Here is a 23,033-nt window from a genome sequence, read left to right as displayed (position 1 = left end):
GAGGCTTAAATATAATCCTTTCAAGAGAATACAGTAATAGGCAATAAGAATAGCTTGAAAATAAATCTCATATGATCCCCTAAAAGTTAGTAGACTAAAAAAATCTGTTTTCAGCTTAAGGGGTATATTCTCAAGATGTTAATGGCCACAGCCCATGGAATATAGGGCTGTGGCCGAAATTTAAACTTTTTATAAATTAAAAAAGCTTTTTAACTTCAGAAATAAATTCTATTGCTCGATGTTTATTGGTATGATGATTATGAATTAGCTTATATCCATTTTCTGTAATTTTTGTTCTTAATTCCTCATGATCTAAATAATATTTAGACTTTTCAACTACATTTTCAACGTTAGCCGCAACATAATTTTTACCATCAATAAATCCTAAATCCTTTATGTCTTCATTTGGTTCAGCAAGCAACAAAGTTTTACATGCAGGTGCTTCGAAAAATTTAAGAACAGCAACACCGCCGATATCACTTCGACTACCACAAGTAAAGAATATTTTAGAACGATTTAATTCTTTTGCATATTTTTCATTAACTAATAAGGAATCTGATTGCCTCACGCGATGCCCGGGATGTGGATGAAAAACAAATCCTGGCTCGTTGATCATTTTTTCTAATACTTTATCTCGAAATTCATATCTTCCTTTCGGGGGAATTTGTTTGGGAAGAGAAAACAAGTTCTTCTTATTAGGTTCTGTATAAACCAATCCCATTAGCAAGTAATCGATACTTTTTTTCAATTTCCAATCTTTCATGATTGCTGGGTTAATGGACCAGGGAAGCCAACTGTGTTTATCTTTGTATTGAGGGAAAACCTTATAAAATGGATGTTTTGTAGGGGAAAAAATAATATCTATACCTACATTTTCAAAGTATCTAATTCTTTCTTCCGGTTTCCAATGTAAATCTATGACGAAACAGCCCTTTTTAATATCTACTTCATTAAGGCCTTGAACATTTGGTGCTAGACCATAATTCCACGCGATATCATAATGAAAAATAAAATCCGGTGTTATTCCTATTTGTCTTATTATATCCTTGATATGTCCATCTTTATGCCAGTAATAAATATCCGCATATTTTTCTATTTCTTTGATCATTTCCATTTTCGGTTGATGCTTTACATATATCCCAAATTGTTTTATCAAAACTAATATTTTTAATCTTTTTTCCAAATGTAAAACCACCTTTACTAAAGCATGTTCATAGAGAACAAAAATATATAGATAGTCTGACACACCTAATTATATTTGTATGAATAATAAAAGAAAATTGTTAATACGTATTATTTTATTAGGCTATTTAAATAAAAATATAATCTGGACCAAACATAGTTTTTGAAGGAGGAATAAAATGGGGAAAAATGTTTGCTTTTTGGTATCTGAACATCCTTTTATGGATGCCCGTATATATAAGAAAGAAGCGAAAAGCTTGGCGAAAAAAGGATATAATGTAACTATAATTGTACCTAGAAAAAATGGTTTTCTTTTTGATGTGGATGGTAGTGTATTTAGGGAAAGTTTTCTATCAAAAACGTTTATATATGAAGGGATTAAGGTTGTTACCTATGAACAGATAAATTATGAAAAGTATTTGAAATATCTACAATATAGTTTAAGTTCTCAAAGTCAGCTTCGTTATACGGATTCCCTAATCCAATTAGCCATTAATCAGAAAGCGGATATTTATCATGCACATGAGTTTTATTCATTGTATGCTGCTATTCGAGTAAAAAGGGCATTAAGTATTAAGGGAAAGAAAAGTAAAGTTATATATGATAGCCATGAATTGGAACCTGATCCTTTAATAAAACAATCTCAAAAGAAATTAATAATAAAAAAAGAAATGTTAAGAAATATGTTAAACGAAACAGACTATGTAATTACCGTATCACCGTCAATTCAGTCGTGGTATCATTCTATTAATTCAAATCTCCGGACAGAAGTCATTTATAATTCCCCACCACTCACCTCTAAATATAAACCGAAGAATGTGAAGCACTCAGGCCTTCTCCTTGCCTATGAAGGTACTTTAAATAAAAAAAGGGGAAATTACACGAAACTATTAAAGCTGTTGGAATTGAGTAATAAAAAATTTGATTTAAAGATTAGAATTATTGGGGGAAAGAAAGAGTCTGATAAAGAATTCTTTTATCATATTCCAACCCATTTAAAAAAGAAAATAGAGTTTTCTGGTTGGGTGAATTATGATTTGATTCCTGATTTTATGAAGGATGTTGATTTAGGTTGGGTAGATATAAATGGAACGAGTTCGTTAAATCATAGGTTTGCCATGCCAAATAAGTTCTTTAGTTATTTAAATAATGGTGTTCCTATTTTAGCAAATCAAGGTAAGGATATAGAACGATTTGTAGAAAGATATCAATGTGGCCATATTGTAAAAAAATTACATGCAACCGCCGAGGATTATTTTCAAGCTCTTCTCATGCTTTATTCCAATAAAAGAAAAATCCAAAATATGAGTTTAAATGCGCGAAGAATAATGGAATCAACATATAGTTGGGAACAAATGGAGAAGAAGCTTTTCGCTATATATGAAAAATTAATAAAAGATTTGTAGAAAGTAATTTTCATAAATATAGATAATAGATTTTATCCTATTTTTTCTAATTCATTTCATTAGTCCAATCCGTTCACCGATTGACTTAATAACATAAATATTATAATAAATTAAAATGAATGAAGGAGGTCAATCTATGGAACCATTGCCAATAGTAACGGTTGTTGGGCTAGGAAAAATAGGGCTAACATTAGCCGCAGTATTTGCTAATAATTCTTATAGAGTTATTGGAGCAGATATTAATCAAGAAGTGGTCGAATCGGTTAATCAAGGGAAATCACATATTAAAAATGAACCGGGTTTAGAACAACTTGTAAGTAATGCTTATAAGAAACAAACCCTCTCAGCAACGGTAAAAACCTCTGAAGCTGTTAGTCAATCAGATATTATAGTAGTTATTGTTCCTGTACTAGTTGATGATCAGAATCATATAGATTACCAATATATTGATTTGGCTGTACAGGAAATAGCTAAGGGAATAAAGAGTGGTTCTCTAGTAGTTTTTGAAACAACTCTTCCACCAGGAACGACGAAAAATAGATTTGGTAAGAAAATAGAAGAAATTTCAGGATACCGTATGGGGGAAGATTTTTATCTAGCATATAGTCCGGAAAGAGTCTATTCAAACCGAATCATTCAGGATTTAAAAGTTTATCCAAAAGTAGTAGGAGGACTAGATGGAAAAAGTCTTGAGCTCGCTACAGACTTTTATAAACGGGCTTTAGAGTGTGAAATAATGGAAGTTAGTTCCTTAGAAACCGCTGAGTTTTCAAAAGTTGCTGAGTGTGTGTATCGTGATGTAAATATTGCACTTGCCAATGAGCTAAGTATGTTTGCGGAAAAACAAAATGTTCAAATGTCAGAAATTATTAAGGCTAGTAATAGTCAACCATACTCCAATATTCATAATCCAGGAATCGGTGTCGGCGGGCATTGCATACCGATTTATCCATATTTCTTCATAAATAAAGGATTAGACCAGGGACTAACCCCCCTCTCTAGACAAATAAACGATAATATGGCTAACTATGCCATTTCAAAAGTTGAAAAGGAGATAGGGGAATTAGAGGATAAAAATATTCTTATCTTAGGATTATCCTACAGAGAAAATGTAAAAGAGACAACTAAATCTACTACATTACTGTTAATAGACCAATTGAAAGATAAAAAAGCAAATGCATTTGTAAATGATCCACTGTTCTCAAATAGTGAAATTGAAAAGTTCAATATTAAACCTATGTCAATAGATGCATCTGAAGTCTCTGAAATTGATGTTGTCATTCTTCAAGCTTTCCATCAGGAATATGAAAATTTAGATTTTAAATTGTTTAATAATTGTAAAGTTATAATCGATGGTCGTAATAAACTGGATAAAAATGCATTATCGAAGCTAGGAATTACGTATCTAGGAATAGGGAATGATGGAAATGTCATACAAAATACCAATGATTGATCTAAAAGAAGAATTAAAGCTTATTAGAACTCCTATTTTAGAAATGATGACAGAGGTTTTAGATAGCGGAGAATATATATTGGGGGAAAAAGGCGAACAACTAGAAAAAATTATTGCATCCTATGTGCAGGCTTCTTATGGACTTGGTACGGCAAATGGTACAGATGCTTTATTGTTAGCTTTAAAAGCGTTGGACATTGGTCCTGGTGATGAAGTTATAACAACACCACTTACTTTTTTTGCTACTGGGGAAGTGATTGCTGAAGTAGGCGCCAAGCCTATATTTGTAGATATTGATGAAGAAACATATAATATAGATCCTACTAAGATTGAAAAAGCAATAACAAAAAATACCAAAGCTATTCTTGTTGTCCATCTTTATGGCAAAGCGGCCAATATGAAAGACATTATGGACATTGCCGATGCTTATGGTTTGAAAGTAATTGAGGATGCCTGCCAAGCTATTGGGACCGAATATAACGGGAAGCGTGTCGGGGCAATAGGCGATGTAGGTTGTTTTTCTTTCTTTCCATCTAAAAATTTAGGTGCATTTGGAGATGCTGGATTCATCGTTACTAACCAAAAGGAAATTTATGAAAAAATCAAATCACTTAGAAATCATGGAAGTAAGAAAAAGTATCATCATTCTTTAATTGGTATGAATAGTAGAATGGATGAATTTCAGGCAGCCGTGTTATTAGTTAAATTTAACTTTTTGGATATATTTTTGCACAAAAGAAAAGAAGTAGCTAAAAGGTATTCAGAAGATCTACCTTCCATTTTAAGAACTCCAGACAAACATAATAATCGAGAGCATACCTTTCACCAATATTGTATTGAACTAGATAAAAGGGATGAACTTGCTTCATTTTTAAATAATAAAGGGATTGCTACTGCGGTCTATTATCCGATACCACTTCACCTACAGGAAGCGTTTGACTATTTGAACTATAAGTTGGGTGATTTCCCAGTTGCGGAAAAAGTAGCTAAACGAATTTTAGCCCTTCCGATTTCTCCTACTCTTACATTTCGAGATCAAAATTATATTATTTCTTGTGTGAAACACTTTCTTCAGGGGTAGCAATGTAGTTAAGTAAGTAGTTTTCTTATTACATTTTTAGTGAAACTTACGTTGAATACAGTATGTTATATGAACAGCCCTTCATAGTTAGAAAAACTAACTATTGAAGGGCTGTTTTTTTATGGTGTTTCCTTTATAGACTTAGATTAGCCCTTTTTTAAAGTTCTTCCATTTGGAAAGGTTTTTCTTTGTAATACTGTCCTTATGTTGTCTCACATTATATATAGTAAAATCTTTATAACAGAAACGAGAGTTTTGTAGTAGTTGGATTAACATACTAACGTCCTCATAAAGTCTACCATTTTCGAAATCAGTTACTGGAAAACCACCAACTTGTTTCAGTATAGAAGTTCGGTATATTCTTGGACCGAGTGGGAAACGGTAATTTAGTAAATCATTTTTTGTGTTGACTATGGCACCTTTATCTATTTTTTTATAAATAGCCTCGCTATTTTCTACTTGCTTCCACTTTCTTAGATTACCGTACAATAGTGAAACATCCGAAGTGAGATTAGATAAATACTTTTTAATTGATGAGATGGCATCTGGATCAAGCCAATCATCCGCATCAAGTTCTATCATAAAATTAGATGTTACATAGGGGAGAACATAATTCAAAGCTTTAGCTTTCCCTGCATTTTCTTGATGAAAAATATTAATTTTAACTTCGTCTTTCCATTTTTGAATTTTTTTATAAGAGGAGTCTGTCGATCCATCGTCAATGATTAAAATTTGTTCAGGTTTTTCATTTTGTAATAGACATGATACGATAGCCGTTTCTATATACTTATCCATATTATAATTTGCTATTACGACAGTAAGACTAGGATTGTTTGTTTCAGCATCTAATTGATACTTTTGTATAAATTCCTGTTTTACCATTTGACTCTTGGAACTATAGATTCTTGCCTGTTTTAAAACATTTCCTTTAAAACATCTAAAAGAGTTGTCGATGTTGGTGAGCCAAGAGGGGAGTAGTGCTTCTTTAAAAGGAATGGGTAAAAATGGTTGCTTTTTTAAAAACGAAGTGCGGATGAGTACAGGTTGATAGATGCCATTGTGTTTCATCGTTTCCATTACTTCCTTATTTTGTGGAAGGTAAAGGGTACTTGTTTTTAGGGTTGGGGAAACATAATCTGTATCTTGTAGTAATAGGACGTAGGGACTTTTTAATTGTTTGATAAGTCGATTTAATGTTTTGACTGGGTCAACGTTAAATATAAACTCAATTTGCCCTAACAAATTATAGTCATGATCATTCATTGATTTTTCCTCTTGTAAGACGATAATAGATTTAAGTCTCGTGCTAATATTATTCAGAGAATTTATAGCCTTATTCAAAAAGGTTCGATTGGTATAATTAATTAAAATTGCGGTGATATCTTTCAACTTAACTTCCTCCATTCTTACCAATAGAATAAATTAAAAGGGATACACTGTATAAAGCCAGTGTATCCCAAAATGACAGTTTATTAAGCTTCTTGAAGTAAGCGTACAAAGTTAATTGAACTTACTGAAATATGAATCCTCGAATTGTCTCCATATCCGTCATTTATATCAAGAACTAGGACTAGGTCCGGGGTAACATTTGATAGGATACCCTCTATTACGTTATTATCGGTAGCTATTTCAACTGTTGAACCAATTCGTTTGGCTAATTCGGCAGCGAATGTTTCTTGAAACACTTAAATCCCCCCTTTATTATTCACTGACTAGTTCGATTTTTTCCATACGCACTAATGTTCTATCCCCATTGCCTTCAATCATTACAACATAATCGTCTTGAACATTAAGCAATGTCCCGTTTATCACGCCAAATGGAGTAGTAATTTCTACTTGCTCACCAATTAAAGATAACAATGATTCTCTAATGGTTGTAGGTGTTTCATTACCTGGGGGAGGAGTGGTCCCGCCATTTCCGTTATCTGGGGGAGTGGTTCCACCGTTATTTCCCCCTAAATTGAAACCTAAATTAAAGTCGAAGTCAATTAAACCATTTGAATTTAATCTGTCTGAAATTAAGTTTTGATTCAATTGATTAATGAATTGTAATAAATTTCTTTGACGCTCTGTTAGTGGCACTTATTATCATTCCTTTCTAATAAATTTTCAATGAGAGTCTCTTTGGAAGTACTAAATATTAAAAGTTTGAGGGAATGCTGATGAATGCTCGCATTCGCAGTTCTCCTATAAGTTTTTATAAAACATCTAGAAGTAACACGATTGCTACAAGAATTTGAAGTAAAAGTTGAATATTGATTGCTAAATCAGTATCTTCTGTTGTGATATTTACATTTACTGATTTTTCAACAATTGTTTTTTGTCTATTCGTTTGTTTTGTATTAATTACTTGTTTAAGGTCTTCAAATACTTGTTTAGCTTGGTTGGAATCAGCAATAGTAATATTCAGCACTAATGCAATCGCAACTTGAATGCTAGCTTGTAATGAGGCAGCAACTTGGGTATCAGTAGTTGTAACTGTAACAAGTTCAGAGTCTTTAATAATAATCCATTCATCAGATACTTGCTGCGTATTTGCTACTTGATCAGCCTCTTCTACTACTGTAGCATCATTACTTCCAGTATGATTATCGCAATGGTCTAAAGCACGCCATTCTTTCAATCTTGACATAACGTTCACCCCTTTATTATTTTTATAAAATATCAACTAAAACTACTAAGGTTAGTAATACTTGTAGTAAAAGTTGAATATTGATTGCTACATCTGTGTCTGTTGTAGTAACAGTAGCGTCTTTTGTGTTATAAATATATATTTTTTGTCTATTCGTTTGTTCAATATTAGATAGTTGTAAAAGCTCTTGAGATACATGATCACTCCTATCGCTATCGCCTATTGTAATACTAATCACTACAGCGATTGCTAATTGTAAAGCTGCTTGTAGTGAAACAGCTGCTTGTGTGTCTGTTGATTTTATTTCGATATTACAGGATTCTTTTACCCATATTAATTCAGCTGATTCTTGATCCATAAAGGAAAATTGACCACCATCTTCTACAACTGTAGCATCATGATTATTAAAGAAGTTATTTTGATCTTTGATTTCGTCTTTTGGTTCTGAACAGCTTTCGTGCTCGGAATGACAATTGTTATCCAAGTAAAAATATTTAGTGTTACTCCTATTAGAATCGGATCTTCTATAAACGGTCATGCTAACACTCCTTTCTTTATTTATACAATACTTTATGGTCTTTTCACTAAGTAAGACTGTACAGATTCACTAGAGAAATATAATTTAATAAATAAGCCTACCAACATATGTCCTAATAACTTAAAATATATAATTTAGGGACTATTTCTACGAATCGATTTTAAAAGGTTAATACTAAATTAATAGCAACAAAATATCCCAAGTGAATATTCTCACTTGGGATATTTTGTCATATATCTCATGATTTACTTACAACATGCAGCTCATTTTATTAAATTTATTATTTGTAAACGAACGAAAATTTAAATAAGCAATAATGGATGTTTTATTCTATAGTTTTATTTTTACTCTCATTAAATTGTTCAACTTGTTTTTTTAAATCCTCAATCATTTCTTTTATCATTACTTTTTGTTCATCCGATACATTTTTTTTAATTTCTTCCTTTTGAATATCATTTTTTCTTAATATATTATCAATCATTACCTCTACTACTTTTTGTGGCATTTGAAAATCTTTAGATGAATCACTCATAGACATTTCACCTACTTTCATTGAATATTTATTTTATACTATGTTTTATATTCATCAAATGACTATGTGAGTGTCTATATAATGGGGAGTGTTACGTGTGATAGAAACTTGTATATTGCGTTGTGGAAAGCTTTATTGTGGCTGGAAGATTAAAGAAATTCTTATTGAATGGAAATTTCACTTTGAGGACAAACTAAATATTAATTAACAAGGTAACAAATGATATGGAGGAAGACAGATGATTGACGATAGTAAAGAAAAGTCAATGAATACTTTTATAAACGATGCGTTACGAGGTAAGCCTTATCTTGATATTGATAGAGTCATTACTGAGTCAAGACATAAAAAAGGACAGGAAAAGCGAAAAAATAAAACATAATCTTAGATTAGAAAGGGAAGGGTAGATATATTTTTTAAAATCCGTGGTTAAGACATCCGATTTATTATAAAAATGTCAATGGTTTTATTTATAATTCACAATTTATTAATATTTATTTGACAAATATGTGAACACGTTAGATAATATATGTAAAAGGAGGTCTGGATTTTATGCAATCTAATCTTCGGTTACTGAATATGACGAAATATATATGTGCAACATTATTGGCAATAGGTACCATTATATTTATGTACGGTTTTGTAAACGGTTTCTCTAATATCGCTGGAATAGGATATGGTGCTGTGATGGGGGCGGTATTTATTTTTATCATGGGGATATTCCTTGTTTCAACAGAGGAAATGTTGAGAAGGAAAAGGAATGGAAAATAATAATAAAAAGACCATCCAATTATTGGATGGTCTTTGAAAACTTTAAAACATGTAGCCCCAAATCATTGCTAATAAGGAACCAAAAACAGTAAATAATGCAATGCTGATTGCATAAAATGTAGTCGTGTAAATGGAGGACTTATCCTCACTTTCACCAGCATGCATGAATAGAATTAATTGTACACCCGCTTGAATGAATGCTGTTACAAGTAAAATGGTCATAGCTACACTAAAAGACATATCTAGGAAGTAGACACTTAGTGCGATTACAGTAAGTAGTAATGAGAATATAAAACCATTTACTTGTTTCATAGGAAATAGTTCTTTCATCTTACATCATTCCTTTCAAGTAGATGAAGCTGAAAATAAAGATCCAGACTACATCTAAGAAATGCCAATATAAGGAGAATATAAATGATTTATTTGCTATTTGTGGTGTTAATCCACGTTTTTTAATTTGCATTAAAATCATCGTACCCCAGAATAAACCTAACGTAACGTGAGCACCATGAGTACCTAACGTAGTGAGTAGTATTCCAGTAAACCCACTAGTTTGTAATGTAGCTCCAACATGATAATAATGATTAAATTCATATATTTCTGTTGCTAGGAACGCTGCCCCAAGTAGTAGCGTTATTCCTAAAAATACGGTCATAGCTTTTGTGCGGTTAATACGCATTGCATGAACGGCAAGACCAATGGTAAAACTACTAGTTAAAAGAATGATAGTTTCGATTAATACTGGTGTAATTTCAAAAATATCTGCACCAGATGGCCCACTTCCTATACGATCTTCATAAACGAAGTAGGATGTAAAAAGTGTTGCGAATAACATAATTTCAGCACCTAAGAATATCCAGAAACCAAGGATATTTAAACGATTTTGTTCGGTACTGTATTCTAGAGGCTGTGAGTGATCTATTTTCATTTATCAGCACCTCCAAATTTTTCTTCCGTCTCTTTTATTTCCTTCACAGATATATGAAATCCATGAACTTGCTCAAATGTACGGTGTATCATACATGCAAATATTCCAATAGCAGAGAGGATGACACCTATCCAAATTGCAAAAATAAATGAGAAACCGAATATAGAGAATAATACTCCCATAATGAATGGAACACCGCTCTTATTAGGCATATGAATTTCTTCATATTCTTTATCAAACAACTTATGTCCATGTTTCTTTTGATCCCAGAAGGCTTGAGAAGATTTTACTTCTGGTGTAACGGCAAAGTTGTATTCTGGTACTGGATTATGGGTTGCCCATTCTAATGAACGTGCATTCCATGGGTCATCTCCAACGTTTCTTGGTGAATGACGGAAACTGTAGTATACGTTGTAAACAATTAGTGCAAAAGCGATTGCCATTAGTCCTGCCCCAAAGAAGGAAAGCATGTTTAATGGTCCAAATCCTGTTGCTTCTGAGTAAGTGTACATACGACGTGCTTGCCCATCAAGACCAGTTACATACATTGGGAAGAAAGCTAAACAGAAACCAATTGTAAGGAACCAGAAAGCCCATTTACCAATTTTTTCATTTAACATAAAACCAAACATTTTTGGCCACCAATAAGTGAATCCAGCTAATACAGCAAATACGACACCAGGAATAATAACATTATGGAAATGTGCAACTAAAAACATCGTATTATGATATTGGTAGTCAGCACTTGCGATACCAAGCATAACCCCTGTAGCCCCGCCGATTGTAAATAGGGGAATAAAGGCTATTGAATATAGCATTGGTACGGTAAATCTGATTTTTCCTTTCCACATCGTTAAAAGCCAGTTAAAGATCTTAATCCCGGTTGGAATCGCAATGGCAATAGTGGTAATTGAGAATATACTGTTTGTAAACGCGTTTTGGCCCATTGTGAAGAAATGGTGAAGCCAAACCGTAAATGAAAACAAGGAAATAAGAACCATGGACCAAACCATCGATTTATATCCATATAAATTACGTTCTGAAAATGTAGAAATAATTTCACTATAAATACCGAATGCCGGTAAAATTAGAATGTATACTTCAGGATGGCCCCAAATCCAGAATAGGTTGGCCCACATCATATCCATTCCACCGTTCATACTTGTAAAGAAGTTTGTGCCAAATTGTCTATCGAAAGTACCCATAAGAAGTGCAATGGTTAATACTGGGAAAGCAAATACGATAATAACGTTAGTTAAAAGACTTGCCCATGTAAACATTGGCATTTTCATTAACTTCATTCCAGGTGCTCTCATTTTTAGAATGGTGGCAATAAAGTTAATACCAGTCATTAATGTACCGATACCAGAAATTTGCAATGCCCAGTTATAGTAGTTAACCCCTACAGAAGGGCTAAATTCATTACTTGCTAGTGGATAGTAGTTTGTCCAACCAGCATCTGGTGACCCACCAATAACGAAGGACACATTAAATAACATAGCACCGAAAAAGAATAGCCAGAAGCTAATGGCATTTAATCTAGGAAATGCTACATCGCGCGCACCGATTTGTAATGGTACGATAAAGTTCATTAAACCGATAATAAATGGCATAGCCATAAACATGATCATTACAACCCCATGTGTTGTAAATACTTCATTATAATGTTGTGCGTCTAAAAATGAATTGTCAGGTACAGCCGTTTGAAGACGCATCATAATGGCATCCGCACCACCACGGAATAACATTAGTAACGCCGAAATGATGTACATAATTCCAATTTTTTTATGGTCAACAGTCGTCAACCATTCATTCCATAAATATCCCCATTTTTTAAAGTAAGTTATCCCAACTACTATAGCAATCGATACTAATCCAATTGCTACCATAGATGCATAAATCAATGGACTTGGATGATAAATGGCGAATCTTTCAAAGAATTCCATGTTTTTTTCTCCTTTCGAGAATCTTTAATTGAAAATCGTGATGTTTCATAGAAATTAATGATTACTATGCTCTGAGTGATCCTCTTGTTCAGACGCGTCACCGTGATTATGTCCAGCATGCTCTCCTTCAGGTGCAGGAGAGAAATCTAAATGTGTGCCTGTAAAGGTGAGTTTACCTAAATGTCCAGGTTTAAGTAATTCATTAAATTCATCTTCTGTAATAGGTTCTGCTGTTTGATGAATGTCTTCCACCCATTCATCAAATTCTTTTTGTGTTAAAGCAGTTACGTCAAATTTATTTTCCGCAAATCCTTCTCCACTAAAATTCGCATTACGACCCATGTATTCACCTGGGTTTTCTGCGGCTAAATGTAAGGTTGTAACCATATCAGCCATTGCATATTTTTGTCCGGCAAGCTGTGGTATCCAAAAACTTGTAATAGGACCATACGAATAAAGTTTAAATTCGATTGGTCTGTCTTCTGGAATAAATACATAGTTTACTGTTTCAATATCTTCTTCTGGATAGCTAAAATGCCACTTCCAATTTGATGAGGAAGCATAGATGATTAATGGCTCCTGATCTTCGTATCCTTCTGGTGTTGTTTCTACTTTATACGTAGAGCTAACGGAAACGATACCTAAGAAGATAATAATTAAAACTGGAAAACCAATTATAATTCCTTCGACAATAGGATTACTCTTAATATGCGGTGGTTCATAGTCATCACTCTGCTTGGATGCACGATATTTAATTAACACAGTAATTAAAATTGCAAGAACAATTATAAGAATGACGGACATTGTAGCAATAGATATCCATATAACATTAGCTTGTGTTTCTGCTTGTGGTCCTTGCGGATTTAATACTAATAGTGGCTCACAACCAGTTAACACTATCGCCATAGTGAAAACCAATGATAAAAAAGCCCATTTTAATTTCATATAGGTACCCCTTTCTGAAGTTTTTTATTTAGTCTTTGGGTTAAATTACACCTATTAGCCTTTAATTATATTAGTATTATGAAATGTTATTTACAATAATTTGATAAAAGCTTCACAAAAAGTTCAATAATCTATGTATTTTTTTTGGCAAAATTTAAAAGTGGGGACCAAAAATTAATTTCTGAAAATGTATACAGCAAAAAGTGGGGATTCATTTTTTTTATGGTGATAAAGCGGAGGATGTGTGGGTGGAAAATAAAGGTAATTGATCAAACGTGAGCATGATTTATAAGAGACTAAAATATCAATAAAAAATACCCGCATCATTTGAATGAATACGAGTATAAAAATATATACTAACTTATTTCAAAGCTTGTAATTTTTTCATTTTGATTTAACTTAATTTGAAAGTAGGCATTACCTTTTTCAAATTGTCCATTTATGTATATAACATCATAATCATCAATTTTCTCTGTTTTGTCATATTCTTGTTTTTTGAAATTTCCTAACTCCTCTTCCAACTTATTCCACTTATTTTCTAGCTTAGTAGCTGGTAGGTCATCTTTTATCGCAGAATCCAGATATTCTGTTGCCTTCTGAAAGTTCCCCTCTGATAGGAACATAATAAATTCTTCTCCAAAAACGACGTTTGCTTCTTTTTCCGCAGTTTCTTGGAATTGTTCTTCTTGTTTTTCAGCGCTCTTACAGCCAGTGATAAGTAAGATACCAATTAAGATGAAAATGAACGGAATGGTTAGCTTTTTCATACTAGATCCTCCATATTTTCTATTTCTACTATTATTTTGCCCGTATTCTATATGTTTACACTAATTTTTTTACATTCGTATTGATGTAAGGGTAAGGGAGTAGAAATCTCAGATCACCCGTATGAAAAAAGATAAGGTAGTAGTTAGAAGGTATAAATGAGCCGTAATTTAATTAAAAGCAAATGATTTGTTATAAAAACTTTTAAAACTTGGATATATCCAAGTTTTAAAAGTTTTTTTGTAATAGTTCCAAGAAAACTCCACCAATTATTTCTCCTGCCGTTCTTGGCGCAGTTTTTCCAGGTAACCCCAATGCATGAATGGCTTTAATTCCTTTCTCATTAGCATAATCAAAATCGGTTCCACCGGGTTTGGATGCAAGATCAATGATGAGGGTAGAGGATGTCATTTGGTCAATAATTGTTGAGCCAATTACTGAATGTGGAACTGTATTAATGCAAATATCCATTTTAGAAACGATATTTTCTATTCTATTCGTTTCAATAGATTTCAATCCCATTTCCGCTATGCGAGCGAAGTGTTCTGACTTTCTGGCAGTAACCGTTACTTTCGCTCCTAATGCTGCGAAAAGTCGAGCTACCGTTATTCCAACTCTCCCAAAACCTATTACCAGAACTTCAGATCCATGTATCGTTACATCTGTTTCTTCTATTGCTATTTTTAATGTAGCTTCTGCAGTTGGGATAGAATTATAGATGGCAATATCGTTACGGGCAAATAAACGAACTAGATTACGATTACTTGCTATTTTTTCTAAAAAATCGTTGGATATCCCAGTATAAATCGTACAATGCTCTGGTGTTTGTTGTAGTTGTTTTTCCGTTAATTTAATTGATGCATTGGAATATGTAGCTTCTATTTCACCTTCTTTATCAGTTCCGGATACAGGGAGTAAAATTGCATCCATTATACTAAAATCAGTATCAGATGTTTCCAGATTATGGATAGAAGGATTTTCTAACGATAATTTGTTAAATCCGTTTAAAAATACATTCATATTATTGGAAGCCAATATATTTATTACTTCTAGATAGCGGTTATCGCCACCTAAGATCAGAATGTTTAATTCAGACTTCACATGAATCCTCACCTTTCTCTAATTTTTAAGAATTTATAATTATATCATAGAATACTAGTCTACCTTTATCACGTATTAAGTGTAACCTTTGGACATACTAAATTTCCGCTGAATACCTTTCACTTTATCCATTTTATCTTTTTCTAACTTGTCTTATGACAAAATTATAATGGAATGAATATACTGGTAAGAATAGATTATTTCTTTTGGTTGGTAGGTAAGAAAACTTTCTTCCTGGGGCTTCTATTACTCTTCCCACTGTAAATTGTATAAGTGCTATTAAGGCACTCCAAAAGCCTTTGGACGATTGCCGATTTTTCTAACAGAGTAAGGAGGTATGAATGAGAGATGGAGGATATGAAATGGCAGACACCGGAAGAATTACGTAGTTTGTTAGTGGAGCTTGTTAGTTGGAAAAGTATGACATTATCAGAAGAAGAAAGACAGTTTCCTATTAAATTACGGACAAAGCTACAGGATTTGACGTATTTTCAAAAAAATCCGGAATATCTTAACTTGCATGATGCCGATCTAGGAAGGAAATTTTTAACTGCACTTTATAAACATCCGCAGGCAAAAAAGACGATTTGCTTAATCAGTCATTTTGATACGGTAAATACAGAGGAATATGGAGATGATGAACCCTTTGCAACACAACCGGAAGAATTAACGAATAATTGGAAAGAACGAACGGACGATTTACCTAATGAGGTTATTCAGGATATTGAATCTGGTGAATATTTATTTGGACGGGGAACCATGGATATGAAGATGGGGCTTGCGATGCATATGCGTTTAATTGAAAAAGCAAGTGTAGAAAGTTGGCCAATTAATCTTTTGTTGCTTACTGTACCAGACGAAGAGGTGAATTCATCTGGGATGCGCCATGCGGTTCCGAAACTAATCGAGATACAAAAGAGGCATCATGTAACATTTAGTTTGTTTTTAAATAGTGAACCGGCATTTACCCAAGTTCCAAATGATAATCAACACTATCTTTACACAGGATCCATCGGAAAAATACTAGCGGCTGCATTATTCTATGGGAAAGAGACGCATGCAGGCGAACCACTTAGAGGCATGACCTCACCATTTATAAGTTCTTATTTAACGAGAGAAATGGAGTGGAATGCTAGTTTTCAAGAAACGTTATTTAATGAGAAAACTCCTTTGCCAATAACTTTACAACAAATGGATTTAAGGCTTTTATATTCCACTCAAACTCCTTATCGATCTTCTGCGTTATATAATATTTTTATTTTTAGAAAAAATGCCTCTGAAGTTTTCGAAGCGTTTGAGGATGTTGCAAAACAAGCTGCAGCCAATTGTAATAAAGATTATAAAAATATATGTAAAGCTAATGAAACTGAGCCAATTGGTGAAGTGAAAGTTATTAAATATAAAGATTTATTACATTATGCCAAGAAGAAATTTGGTACCGAATTTATTAAAGATATTAAGGCTGATATTTATTCTCACGAGGAATGGGATGACCGAGAAAAATCGCTTCGTATGACGGACCGATTGATGATTCATTGTCAAGAGTTAGCACCGGCTATTGTTGTGTTACTTGCTCCTCCGTATTATCCAGCAGTTAATTCGTCTAATCATCCATTAGTCAAGAAATGCTCCGAATATATTATGCAGAGGGCGAAAGAAAAATATCAATTAAAAATTAATCAATCTCATTACTTTAATGGTATTTGTGATTTAAGTTATGTTAATTACAAAGGTTCCAAAGAAGGGTGGAGTGCGTTCGAAGAGAATACACCGGTTTGGGGAGATACGTATTCTATCCCGTTTGAGGCTATGCAAAAATTACAGGCACCTGTCTTAAATATTGGCCCTTTTGGTAAGGATCCACATAAACGTTCGGAACGTTTGCATATACAAAATGCCTTTGTAGAAACCCCGATTTTACTAGAAGATATGATTAAAATGATTATAAAGTGAAACTCATTAAGTGGGGGTCTTACAGATAGTTAAGACATGATAAACGAAAAAAGTATTTTAAAAAAATAAAAAACATCAAAAACTAGCAATCCCTTGTCAGTCAATGGGTTGCTAGTTTTTGATTTTACTGAATTATTTAAAAAACATAACATTTGATACTATATCTTAGTATTTTATAGATTTTGGCATTTATTGTTTATGAATGGTAATGCATGATGTTTAAACGCGCCATATCAAATTTTATCCATTTTGACGAAACAATTTTTACCATTTAAGCTAATAAACGTATTGAGTTATAAAAGTTTTCTCGGAGGTGAAATCATTAATATTTCAGAAGTAGCGGATAGGTTGAATATTACGACTACGGAATATCATTTTCGTAAGCCAAATAAAGATGACGGAGCTTCTGTATGGGAGCTTGTTAAACATACTGGGAACTTAGATCTTAATTCTTCTTATAGTTATTTAATGTGGTGTGAAATTTTTTCTGATACTTCTATTGTAGTAGTAAGAAAAGAAACACAAAGAGTTGTTGGTTTTATTTCTGGATTTATTCATCCAGAAAAGAAAGATACGTTGTTTATTTGGCAGGTTGCAGTTCATGAATCTGAACGGGGAAATGGATTGGCAACGAAGATGTTGTTACAGTTACTTGACCGTGATACAAGTGAAGATATTCACTTTGTTGAAGCGACTGTATCACCGTCAAATACTCCTTCAAAGCGTTTATTCTTAGGTCTTGCAAGGAAGTTTGAGACGAACTGGGTCATTAGTGATTACTTTACTTCGGATGACTTTCCAGGTTTAGGACATGAAGATGAACTGTTGTTTAAAATCGGACCGTTTGAAAAATAAAAAATAAAAGGATGATATGATGACAACCGCTGTAATAAGCAATAATAAGATGGAAACGTTTGAGAAATTAGAATCTGCTGTTAGGAGCTATAGTCGTGGCTGGCCTACCGTATTTGAAAAATCAAAAGGATATAAACTCTGGGATGTAGATGGAAAAGAATATATTGATTTTTTTGCAGGGGCAGGTACATTAAACTATGGACATAATGATACGAAAATGCAGAAAAAAATCATTGAATATATTCAGCAAGATGGGATCCTCCACAGCCTCGATATGGGAACAACTCCAAGAAAAGAATTCTTGGAAACCTTCCAAGAGGTCATACTTACACCTCGAAACTTAGACTATAAAGTTATGTTTCCGGGCCCAACTGGAACCAATTCAGTAGAAAGTGCATTGAAGATAGCTAGGAAGGTTACAGGGCGCGATACGGTAATAAGTTTTACAAATGCGTTTCACGGAATGACAATTGGATCATTATCGGTTACTGGTAACTCTTTTAAACGCCATGGTGCTGGTATACCACTTCACCATACTGTAGCAATGCCTTTTGATGATTATGTGGAAGATCAAGACTCCATTGCATACATTGAGAGATTTCTAGAAGATAGTGGTAGTGGTGTTGCTTTACCTGCGGCTATCATTTTAGAAACGGTGCAAGGAGAAGGTGGCATTAACGCTGCTCGCATGGAATGGTTGAAGAACATTGAGAGTATTTGTCGCCGCTGGGATATTCTATTAATTGTCGATGATATTCAAGCTGGATGTGGAAGAACTGGTACTTTCTTTAGTTTTGAACCGGCTGGGATTAAACCGGATATTGTTTGTCTTTCAAAATCAATCGGTGGTGCGGGACTACCAATGGCACTCACACTGATTAAACCTGAATACGACAAATGGGGACCCGGTGAACATAACGGAACTTTCCGTGGTAATAACCTAGCATTTATCGCAGCGAAAGAAGCACTTAGATTTTGGGAAACGGATCAATTTTCCGGGGAAATACAAGAAAAAGCTAATTTATATAAAGAGAGAATAGACGAAATAATTGCTAAATATCCTGAATTAAACGGAGAGGCTCGCGGGAGAGGTTTAATGCAAGGGATTGCGGTTCATGTTGATGATCTCGCTAGTAAAATTTGTGCGGAAGCCTTTGAACGTGGTCTAATTTTAGAAACATCTGGACCAAATGATGAAGTTGTTAAGTTCCTTCCACCTCTTATTATTGATGAAGAGGGGATTATGAAAGGGATGAAAATTCTAGACGATAGTATTGCTCAAGTTCTATCTAAATAAATTTCCGCGTAGAGTAGATTATACAATAATGAATGGAAAAGGAGACGAAAATATGATCGTGAAGTCATTGGAAGATATTGTTGGAACAGAAGACGAAACAAAAGGTGATACTTGGGCTAGCCGTAGATTTGTTTTAAAGAAAGACGGTGTAGGCTTTAGTGTAACAAATACAGTTATTGAAGCTGGAACTGAAAATTACTTTTGGTATAAAAACCATATTGAAGCCGTTTACCTTATTGAAGGTGAAGGTGAAATTGAAAAGGTAGAAACGGGTGAGGTGTGGCAACTTAAACCACATACGATGTATCTTTTAGATCAAAATGATAAACATAAAGTACGTGTTAGAAAAAGGATGCAAATGATTTGCGTATTTAATCCACCGTTAGTAGGAAAAGAAACACATAATGAAGAAGGATACTATCCATTGCTAACTGAATAAGCCATAAAAAAACAGGTACACGATGTACCTGTTTTTTTATTTAAAAGCCAAAATTCTCAAGTTCTTTTTCTACTTCTTTTTTTATTTTTTCGATACATTCTTCTGTTGTTTTGCCGAATATACGTTTTCCGTTTACCATGGCATATGGTCTCATTGCGCACATTCCGCAATAATTCATGCATTCATAGCTCATGACGGCGACTTCAGGACGATTAAATACTTCCTCTAATTCTTCAGAAGAAAGTAAGTTATAATCACATACTTCTATAATGATGAATCCCATATATTAAACACGCTTTCCTTATAAATCCACTATTTCTAATTTCACATAGCGGCATTTAATTTTTAGTTCTTCATCTATCTTACATAAAGATTAATACTTCTACAACTTGTTGAATTGGAAAGATGTTATTTTGAATCAGTATACATTTCTCTTAGAAACTTGATAGATTGTTGGATTAGCTTTTTTAATACTTCCACATCAATATCAGCTATTTTATTTACATATACACAAGCTTTTCCTGCTTTATGTTTTCCAAATTCTTGTAGTAACTCTTCACGTTCTGTATCTCCGGTAGCAAAGTATAAACTGAAATTGGCTTTGCGTGGTGAAAAGCCGACTAAAGGTGCATCACCTTCTTGTCCGGTTGCGTATTTGTAATGATAAGATCCGAAACCGATGATACTCGTACCCCACATTTTTGCTTTGTATCCGGTCGTTTCTGTGAAAATATCGAGTAAACGATAGGCATCTTCACGTTTTTTCGAATTCTCCACTTGTTCAATAAACTCAATCACACTATTATCATTTTCTTTTGTTTTTAGTTCATACATTTAAATCCTCCACTAACCCCTATTTTTTTTAAGAGATAAGAAAGAAAGTATAAAAAGTTAGTTTATTAAATCTTATCATTAGAAAGGCCACGTCCAGCTCCAGCGCCCAGCGACTAGCGAGACTTCCTTCACCTCCGTACGATAAGTCAACATCGACTCACTCCGTTCGTCGTGTTTCCTTTATCTCCTACGGCTCAGTCCAGTCCGTACGTCGCTAAACGGGCGCTTCCGCTTTTGTTCCTATGCATAATGGCCGCCAATTTTTTTACTGCGTTCAAGGGTTACTCCAGCAGCTGTATAACTAGAGGCGCGAAGAATCGCGGTAGAACCATATTTGTTACGAATCGCATCCATGACATATCCAATATCCGTCTTTTTCGTACGATCTTCAAATAAATCGAGTTGGGTTTCTGCTTTATCAGAGAGGTTATCTAATGTAACGTAGACATGACGAATATTACTAAATCCATCATAAAATTGATGAAAAAGCTGCATACAGACATGATAAACATCCATTGTCACATTTGTTGGAATCTCGATTGATTTGGAACGAGAAAAGCCGCCTCCACCTGTATCTTTGGAATAAGAGATACCTAGATGAATGGTTTTCCCTACCTTGTCAGCAGTTCGGGCTCTTCGGCATACTTCTTCAGCTAAATCTAGGATACATGTAGCAATTTCTTCCTTTGTATAATCACGTAATAATGCAATTCCATGACCAAAGCCTTTTTGTTCTGTTTTCGTAAAGTTTCCATATACAGGACTTAAATCAATTCCCCAAGCATGAAAGTATAACTGTTCCCCCATAATGCCAAAGCGCTTTTTTAGGTGGTCTAAACTATAATTAGCAAGTTGACCTAGAGTAACAATACCCATTCGATTAAGATTGCGTTTCATTCTACTGCCAATTCCCCAAATTTCTTCAACAGGAAAGGGCCAAAGTTTTTCTTCTACATCTTCATATTTGCATTCGGCAATCCCAGCTTTTTTTCCGTGAAGATCCATCACTACTTTAGCAAGAAATTTATTGTCACCAATTCCAATCGAAGAAGTAATCCCAAACTGATTGAAAATATCTTGTTTGATCTTTTTTGCTACTTCCCACCGATCTCCAAAAAGTTTTTTCAATCCATTTACAGTAACCCAAACTTCATCTACAGAGTATTGATGGATTGCTTCTTTAGGAACATATTGGTTAATTAGTTTTGTTATTTCAACAGAAACATGAAGATAATCTGCCATATGTGCAGGAACAATATGAATATCTGGATCTTTCGGTAATTCAAAGTAGCGACTGACATTGCTAATGCCGTGCTTTTTTTTCAAAGCAGGAGAAGCAGCTAGTACAATACTGCCTGAGCGATTAGGATCACCGACTACTGCAAGTAAGGTAGTCATTGGATCCAGTCCTAATTTAACAGCTTCTATACTAGCATAGAACGAACGCATATCAATACATAATATATCATTTCGGGGGTAAGGAGAGTAATTCATATTATTCACCGCCTAAAAGTGATGGAACGCTTGTTCTTATTTTAAGTAACTTTTAAAAAAATAGCAATGGGAATTTATTCCGTATGGAGAAAAAAAGTATAACTAGGTGAAATGAATCCATGCTATAGGTTGAAGGAGGAATACTTATATGACACAACTAAGAAATATTATGACGCAAAATGTAATGACCGTAAATGAAACGCAATCGGTACAAGAAGCAGCTGGGATTATGAGCCAGTATAATGTTGGGGCTGTACCTGTTGTAAGTAGTGGTGGTCAAATGGTAGGAATTCTAACGGATCGTGACATCACCTTACGTACAACAGCACAAGGACAAAATGCACAGACTCCGATTTCCGAGGTAATGACAGCGCAACAAATGGTAAAAGGTACTCCAGAGATGGATGTAGATCAAGCTGCACAGTTAATGTCCCAGCAACAAATTCGTCGATTGCCAATTGAAGAAAATGGACAGTTAGTAGGAATGGTAGCACTTGGGGATTTAGCAGTTCAGAATCAACATGCTGATGAGGCTGGCCAAGCGCTAGCAAGTATTTCTACCCCATCTTCACCACAGCAATAAGAAAGGCGTAAGAGCCCGTTTAGCAACTACGGGCTGCCGTTCCAGTCTCGAAAGTCACTGGGTGCTAAAGTTAGACAGAAAAATACGGGGATGCCAAAGATGCATCCCCGTATTTTTTACATACTAGTAACCACCACCGAAACCGCCAACATAGGAAGTTCCAACGATAATTAAAAGGATAAATAGAACTACAATTAGCGCGAAGCCACCACTTCCGCCATAACCGCCGCCGTAACTCATAGTCTCACCCCCTTATCCATTTACAATAGTATATGGATAAGGAAAAAGAGAGTAAGGGCAA

The 23,033-nt window shown here is 34.1% G+C and carries 27 protein-coding genes; 10 read left to right on the top strand and 17 right to left on the bottom strand.

Annotation, left to right across the window (positions count from 1 at the left end; translation table 11 throughout):
* Positions 1-196: 196 nt before the first annotated feature.
* Positions 197-1,183, bottom strand: a complete 987-nt coding sequence (locus tag A9178_RS03870) for a glycosyltransferase family protein (RefSeq protein ID WP_068672582.1) — start codon at positions 1,181-1,183, stop codon at positions 197-199.
* Positions 1,184-1,361: 178 nt separating this feature from the next.
* Between A9178_RS03870 and A9178_RS03865 the strand changes: the two genes are divergently transcribed.
* The 3 genes from A9178_RS03865 (at position 1,362) to A9178_RS03855 (ending at position 5,122) form a co-directional block, all read left to right on the top strand.
* On the top strand, positions 1,362-2,588 hold the full coding sequence (locus A9178_RS03865; RefSeq protein ID WP_068672581.1) for a glycosyltransferase: 1,227 nt from the start codon (positions 1,362-1,364) through the stop codon (positions 2,586-2,588).
* Between the two features lie 136 nt (positions 2,589-2,724).
* The gene (locus tag A9178_RS03860; RefSeq protein ID WP_068672580.1) at positions 2,725-4,041 is read left to right on the top strand and encodes a nucleotide sugar dehydrogenase; all 1,317 of its coding nucleotides are present in this window, start codon (positions 2,725-2,727) and stop codon (positions 4,039-4,041) included.
* On the top strand, positions 4,016-5,122 hold the full coding sequence (locus tag A9178_RS03855; RefSeq protein ID WP_068672718.1) for a DegT/DnrJ/EryC1/StrS family aminotransferase: 1,107 nt from the start codon (positions 4,016-4,018) through the stop codon (positions 5,120-5,122). The genes A9178_RS03860 and A9178_RS03855 overlap by 26 nt, the downstream gene beginning before the upstream one ends.
* Positions 5,123-5,263: 141 nt before the next feature.
* Here the strand turns inward: A9178_RS03855 and A9178_RS03850 are convergent, their stop codons facing one another.
* The 6 genes from A9178_RS03850 to A9178_RS03825 all read right to left on the bottom strand — a co-directional run bounded on the left by A9178_RS03850 (position 5,264) and on the right by A9178_RS03825 (position 8,824).
* Positions 5,264-6,511, bottom strand: coding sequence for a glycosyltransferase family 2 protein (locus tag A9178_RS03850; RefSeq protein WP_082918074.1), 1,248 nt, complete (start codon positions 6,509-6,511; stop codon positions 5,264-5,266).
* 83 nt (positions 6,512-6,594) lie between these two features.
* A complete protein-coding gene (locus A9178_RS03845) occupies positions 6,595-6,807 on the bottom strand; it encodes a DUF2642 domain-containing protein (protein ID WP_068672578.1) in 213 nt (70 codons plus the stop codon).
* A gap of 16 nt (positions 6,808-6,823) precedes the next feature.
* Positions 6,824-7,204 (bottom strand): DUF2642 domain-containing protein, encoded by a 381-nt coding sequence (locus tag A9178_RS03840; protein WP_068672577.1) that lies wholly within the window; start codon positions 7,202-7,204, stop codon positions 6,824-6,826.
* Between the two features lie 115 nt (positions 7,205-7,319).
* Positions 7,320-7,754, bottom strand: coding sequence for a spore coat protein (locus A9178_RS03835; RefSeq protein WP_068672576.1), 435 nt, complete (start codon positions 7,752-7,754; stop codon positions 7,320-7,322).
* A 22-nt stretch (positions 7,755-7,776) separates the two neighbouring features.
* Complete coding sequence (locus A9178_RS03830) at positions 7,777-8,292, bottom strand: spore coat protein (RefSeq protein WP_068672575.1); 516 nt, start codon at positions 8,290-8,292, stop codon at positions 7,777-7,779.
* A gap of 325 nt (positions 8,293-8,617) precedes the next feature.
* A complete protein-coding gene (locus A9178_RS03825; RefSeq protein ID WP_068672574.1) occupies positions 8,618-8,824 on the bottom strand; it encodes a spore coat protein in 207 nt (68 codons plus the stop codon).
* Positions 8,825-9,062: 238 nt separating this feature from the next.
* On the opposite strand from A9178_RS03825, the gene A9178_RS18880 reads away from it, so the two are divergent.
* Together A9178_RS18880 and A9178_RS03820 are read left to right on the top strand one after the other, a co-directional pair.
* Complete coding sequence (locus A9178_RS18880; protein WP_156520690.1) at positions 9,063-9,203, top strand: hypothetical protein; 141 nt, start codon at positions 9,063-9,065, stop codon at positions 9,201-9,203.
* Positions 9,204-9,373: 170 nt separating this feature from the next.
* On the top strand, positions 9,374-9,592 hold the full coding sequence (locus A9178_RS03820) for a hypothetical protein (protein ID WP_068672573.1): 219 nt from the start codon (positions 9,374-9,376) through the stop codon (positions 9,590-9,592).
* Between the two features lie 42 nt (positions 9,593-9,634).
* Here the strand turns inward: A9178_RS03820 and qoxD are convergent, their stop codons facing one another.
* The 6 genes from qoxD to dpsA form a co-directional block, all read right to left on the bottom strand.
* Positions 9,635-9,922 carry a cytochrome aa3 quinol oxidase subunit IV gene (gene qoxD / locus A9178_RS03815; protein WP_068672572.1) on the bottom strand — a complete coding sequence of 96 codons (288 nt, stop codon included), beginning with the start codon at positions 9,920-9,922 and terminating at the stop codon, positions 9,635-9,637.
* Position 9,923: 1 nt separating this feature from the next.
* Positions 9,924-10,520, bottom strand: a complete 597-nt coding sequence (gene qoxC / locus A9178_RS03810; protein ID WP_068672571.1) for a cytochrome aa3 quinol oxidase subunit III — start codon at positions 10,518-10,520, stop codon at positions 9,924-9,926.
* Positions 10,517-12,466 carry a cytochrome aa3 quinol oxidase subunit I gene (qoxB, locus tag A9178_RS03805; protein ID WP_068672570.1) on the bottom strand — a complete coding sequence of 650 codons (1,950 nt, stop codon included), beginning with the start codon at positions 12,464-12,466 and terminating at the stop codon, positions 10,517-10,519. The genes qoxC and qoxB overlap by 4 nt, the downstream gene beginning before the upstream one ends.
* Before the next feature lie 54 nt (positions 12,467-12,520).
* Positions 12,521-13,411 (bottom strand): cytochrome aa3 quinol oxidase subunit II, encoded by an 891-nt coding sequence (gene qoxA, locus A9178_RS03800; RefSeq protein ID WP_068672569.1) that lies wholly within the window; start codon positions 13,409-13,411, stop codon positions 12,521-12,523.
* A gap of 356 nt (positions 13,412-13,767) precedes the next feature.
* On the bottom strand, positions 13,768-14,178 hold the full coding sequence (locus A9178_RS03795) for a DUF3887 domain-containing protein (RefSeq protein WP_068672568.1): 411 nt from the start codon (positions 14,176-14,178) through the stop codon (positions 13,768-13,770).
* Between the two features lie 226 nt (positions 14,179-14,404).
* Complete coding sequence (gene dpsA, locus A9178_RS03790; RefSeq protein ID WP_068672567.1) at positions 14,405-15,277, bottom strand: dipicolinate synthase subunit DpsA; 873 nt, start codon at positions 15,275-15,277, stop codon at positions 14,405-14,407.
* Between the two features lie 348 nt (positions 15,278-15,625).
* On the opposite strand from dpsA, the gene A9178_RS03785 reads away from it, so the two are divergent.
* From A9178_RS03785 to A9178_RS03770, 4 genes are all read left to right on the top strand, one after another.
* Positions 15,626-17,230: a M20/M25/M40 family metallo-hydrolase gene (locus A9178_RS03785; protein WP_068672566.1), complete on the top strand. Its 1,605-nt coding sequence runs from the start codon at positions 15,626-15,628 to the stop codon at positions 17,228-17,230.
* A 348-nt stretch (positions 17,231-17,578) separates the two neighbouring features.
* A complete protein-coding gene (gene ectA, locus A9178_RS03780; RefSeq protein ID WP_068672709.1) occupies positions 17,579-18,085 on the top strand; it encodes a diaminobutyrate acetyltransferase in 507 nt (168 codons plus the stop codon).
* A gap of 19 nt (positions 18,086-18,104) precedes the next feature.
* Entirely contained in the window at positions 18,105-19,382 is a 1,278-nt protein-coding gene (ectB, locus tag A9178_RS03775; RefSeq protein WP_068672565.1) for a diaminobutyrate--2-oxoglutarate transaminase, read from the top strand.
* Between the two features lie 52 nt (positions 19,383-19,434).
* On the top strand, positions 19,435-19,821 hold the full coding sequence (locus A9178_RS03770; RefSeq protein WP_068672564.1) for an ectoine synthase: 387 nt from the start codon (positions 19,435-19,437) through the stop codon (positions 19,819-19,821).
* A gap of 40 nt (positions 19,822-19,861) precedes the next feature.
* Here A9178_RS03770 and A9178_RS03765 read toward each other — a convergent pair whose 3' ends face one another.
* The 3 genes from A9178_RS03765 to A9178_RS03755 form a co-directional block, all read right to left on the bottom strand.
* Positions 19,862-20,104: a YuzB family protein gene (locus tag A9178_RS03765; protein WP_068672563.1), complete on the bottom strand. Its 243-nt coding sequence runs from the start codon at positions 20,102-20,104 to the stop codon at positions 19,862-19,864.
* A gap of 125 nt (positions 20,105-20,229) precedes the next feature.
* Positions 20,230-20,655, bottom strand: a complete 426-nt coding sequence (locus tag A9178_RS03760) for a DUF1801 domain-containing protein (protein ID WP_068672562.1) — start codon at positions 20,653-20,655, stop codon at positions 20,230-20,232.
* 240 nt (positions 20,656-20,895) lie between these two features.
* Positions 20,896-22,149: a DNA polymerase IV gene (locus A9178_RS03755; protein WP_068672561.1), complete on the bottom strand. Its 1,254-nt coding sequence runs from the start codon at positions 22,147-22,149 to the stop codon at positions 20,896-20,898.
* A gap of 148 nt (positions 22,150-22,297) precedes the next feature.
* Between A9178_RS03755 and A9178_RS03750 the strand changes: the two genes are divergently transcribed.
* The gene (locus tag A9178_RS03750; protein WP_068672560.1) at positions 22,298-22,732 is read left to right on the top strand and encodes a CBS domain-containing protein; all 435 of its coding nucleotides are present in this window, start codon (positions 22,298-22,300) and stop codon (positions 22,730-22,732) included.
* Positions 22,733-22,855: 123 nt separating this feature from the next.
* On the opposite strand, the gene A9178_RS18545 is transcribed toward A9178_RS03750, so the two are convergent.
* Positions 22,856-22,972 (bottom strand): YjcZ family sporulation protein, encoded by a 117-nt coding sequence (locus tag A9178_RS18545; RefSeq protein WP_082918073.1) that lies wholly within the window; start codon positions 22,970-22,972, stop codon positions 22,856-22,858.
* Positions 22,973-23,033 lie beyond the last annotated feature (61 nt).

This window comes from Oceanobacillus sp. Castelsardo (assembly GCF_001659985.1).
In the GTDB taxonomy this organism is placed as follows: Bacteria; Bacillota; Bacilli; order Bacillales; family Amphibacillaceae; genus Oceanobacillus.
The sequence above is the reverse complement of the archived record's forward strand: the minus strand, read 5'-3'. Positions and strand labels throughout refer to the sequence as shown.

Excerpts from the sequence above, each read along its gene's own strand:
- A9178_RS03865 (WP_068672581.1), top strand. The coding sequence starts at position 1,362 with ATGGGGAAAAATGTTTGCTTTTTGGTATCTGAACATCCTTTTATGGAT.
- A9178_RS03860 (WP_068672580.1), top strand. The coding sequence starts at position 2,725 with ATGGAACCATTGCCAATAGTAACGGTTGTTGGGCTAGGAAAAATAGGG.
- A9178_RS03855 (WP_068672718.1), top strand. The coding sequence starts at position 4,016 with ATGTCATACAAAATACCAATGATTGATCTAAAAGAAGAATTAAAGCTT.
- A9178_RS03835 (WP_068672576.1), bottom strand. The coding sequence starts at position 7,754 with ATGTCAAGATTGAAAGAATGGCGTGCTTTAGACCATTGCGATAATCAT.
- A9178_RS03830 (WP_068672575.1), bottom strand. The coding sequence starts at position 8,292 with ATGACCGTTTATAGAAGATCCGATTCTAATAGGAGTAACACTAAATAT.
- A9178_RS03825 (WP_068672574.1), bottom strand. The coding sequence starts at position 8,824 with ATGAGTGATTCATCTAAAGATTTTCAAATGCCACAAAAAGTAGTAGAG.
- A9178_RS18880 (WP_156520690.1), top strand. The coding sequence starts at position 9,063 with ATGATTGACGATAGTAAAGAAAAGTCAATGAATACTTTTATAAACGAT.
- A9178_RS03820 (WP_068672573.1), top strand. The coding sequence starts at position 9,374 with ATGCAATCTAATCTTCGGTTACTGAATATGACGAAATATATATGTGCA.
- qoxD (WP_068672572.1), bottom strand. The coding sequence starts at position 9,922 with ATGAAAGAACTATTTCCTATGAAACAAGTAAATGGTTTTATATTCTCA.
- qoxC (WP_068672571.1), bottom strand. The coding sequence starts at position 10,520 with ATGAAAATAGATCACTCACAGCCTCTAGAATACAGTACCGAACAAAAT.
- qoxB (WP_068672570.1), bottom strand. The coding sequence starts at position 12,466 with ATGGAATTCTTTGAAAGATTCGCCATTTATCATCCAAGTCCATTGATT.
- qoxA (WP_068672569.1), bottom strand. The coding sequence starts at position 13,411 with ATGAAATTAAAATGGGCTTTTTTATCATTGGTTTTCACTATGGCGATA.
- A9178_RS03795 (WP_068672568.1), bottom strand. The coding sequence starts at position 14,178 with ATGAAAAAGCTAACCATTCCGTTCATTTTCATCTTAATTGGTATCTTA.
- A9178_RS03785 (WP_068672566.1), top strand. The coding sequence starts at position 15,626 with ATGGAGGATATGAAATGGCAGACACCGGAAGAATTACGTAGTTTGTTA.
- ectB (WP_068672565.1), top strand. The coding sequence starts at position 18,105 with ATGACAACCGCTGTAATAAGCAATAATAAGATGGAAACGTTTGAGAAA.
- A9178_RS03770 (WP_068672564.1), top strand. The coding sequence starts at position 19,435 with ATGATCGTGAAGTCATTGGAAGATATTGTTGGAACAGAAGACGAAACA.
- A9178_RS03765 (WP_068672563.1), bottom strand. The coding sequence starts at position 20,104 with ATGGGATTCATCATTATAGAAGTATGTGATTATAACTTACTTTCTTCT.
- A9178_RS03760 (WP_068672562.1), bottom strand. The coding sequence starts at position 20,655 with ATGTATGAACTAAAAACAAAAGAAAATGATAATAGTGTGATTGAGTTT.
- A9178_RS03755 (WP_068672561.1), bottom strand. The coding sequence starts at position 22,149 with ATGAATTACTCTCCTTACCCCCGAAATGATATATTATGTATTGATATG.
- A9178_RS03750 (WP_068672560.1), top strand. The coding sequence starts at position 22,298 with ATGACACAACTAAGAAATATTATGACGCAAAATGTAATGACCGTAAAT.
- A9178_RS18545 (WP_082918073.1), bottom strand. The coding sequence starts at position 22,972 with ATGAGTTACGGCGGCGGTTATGGCGGAAGTGGTGGCTTCGCGCTAATT.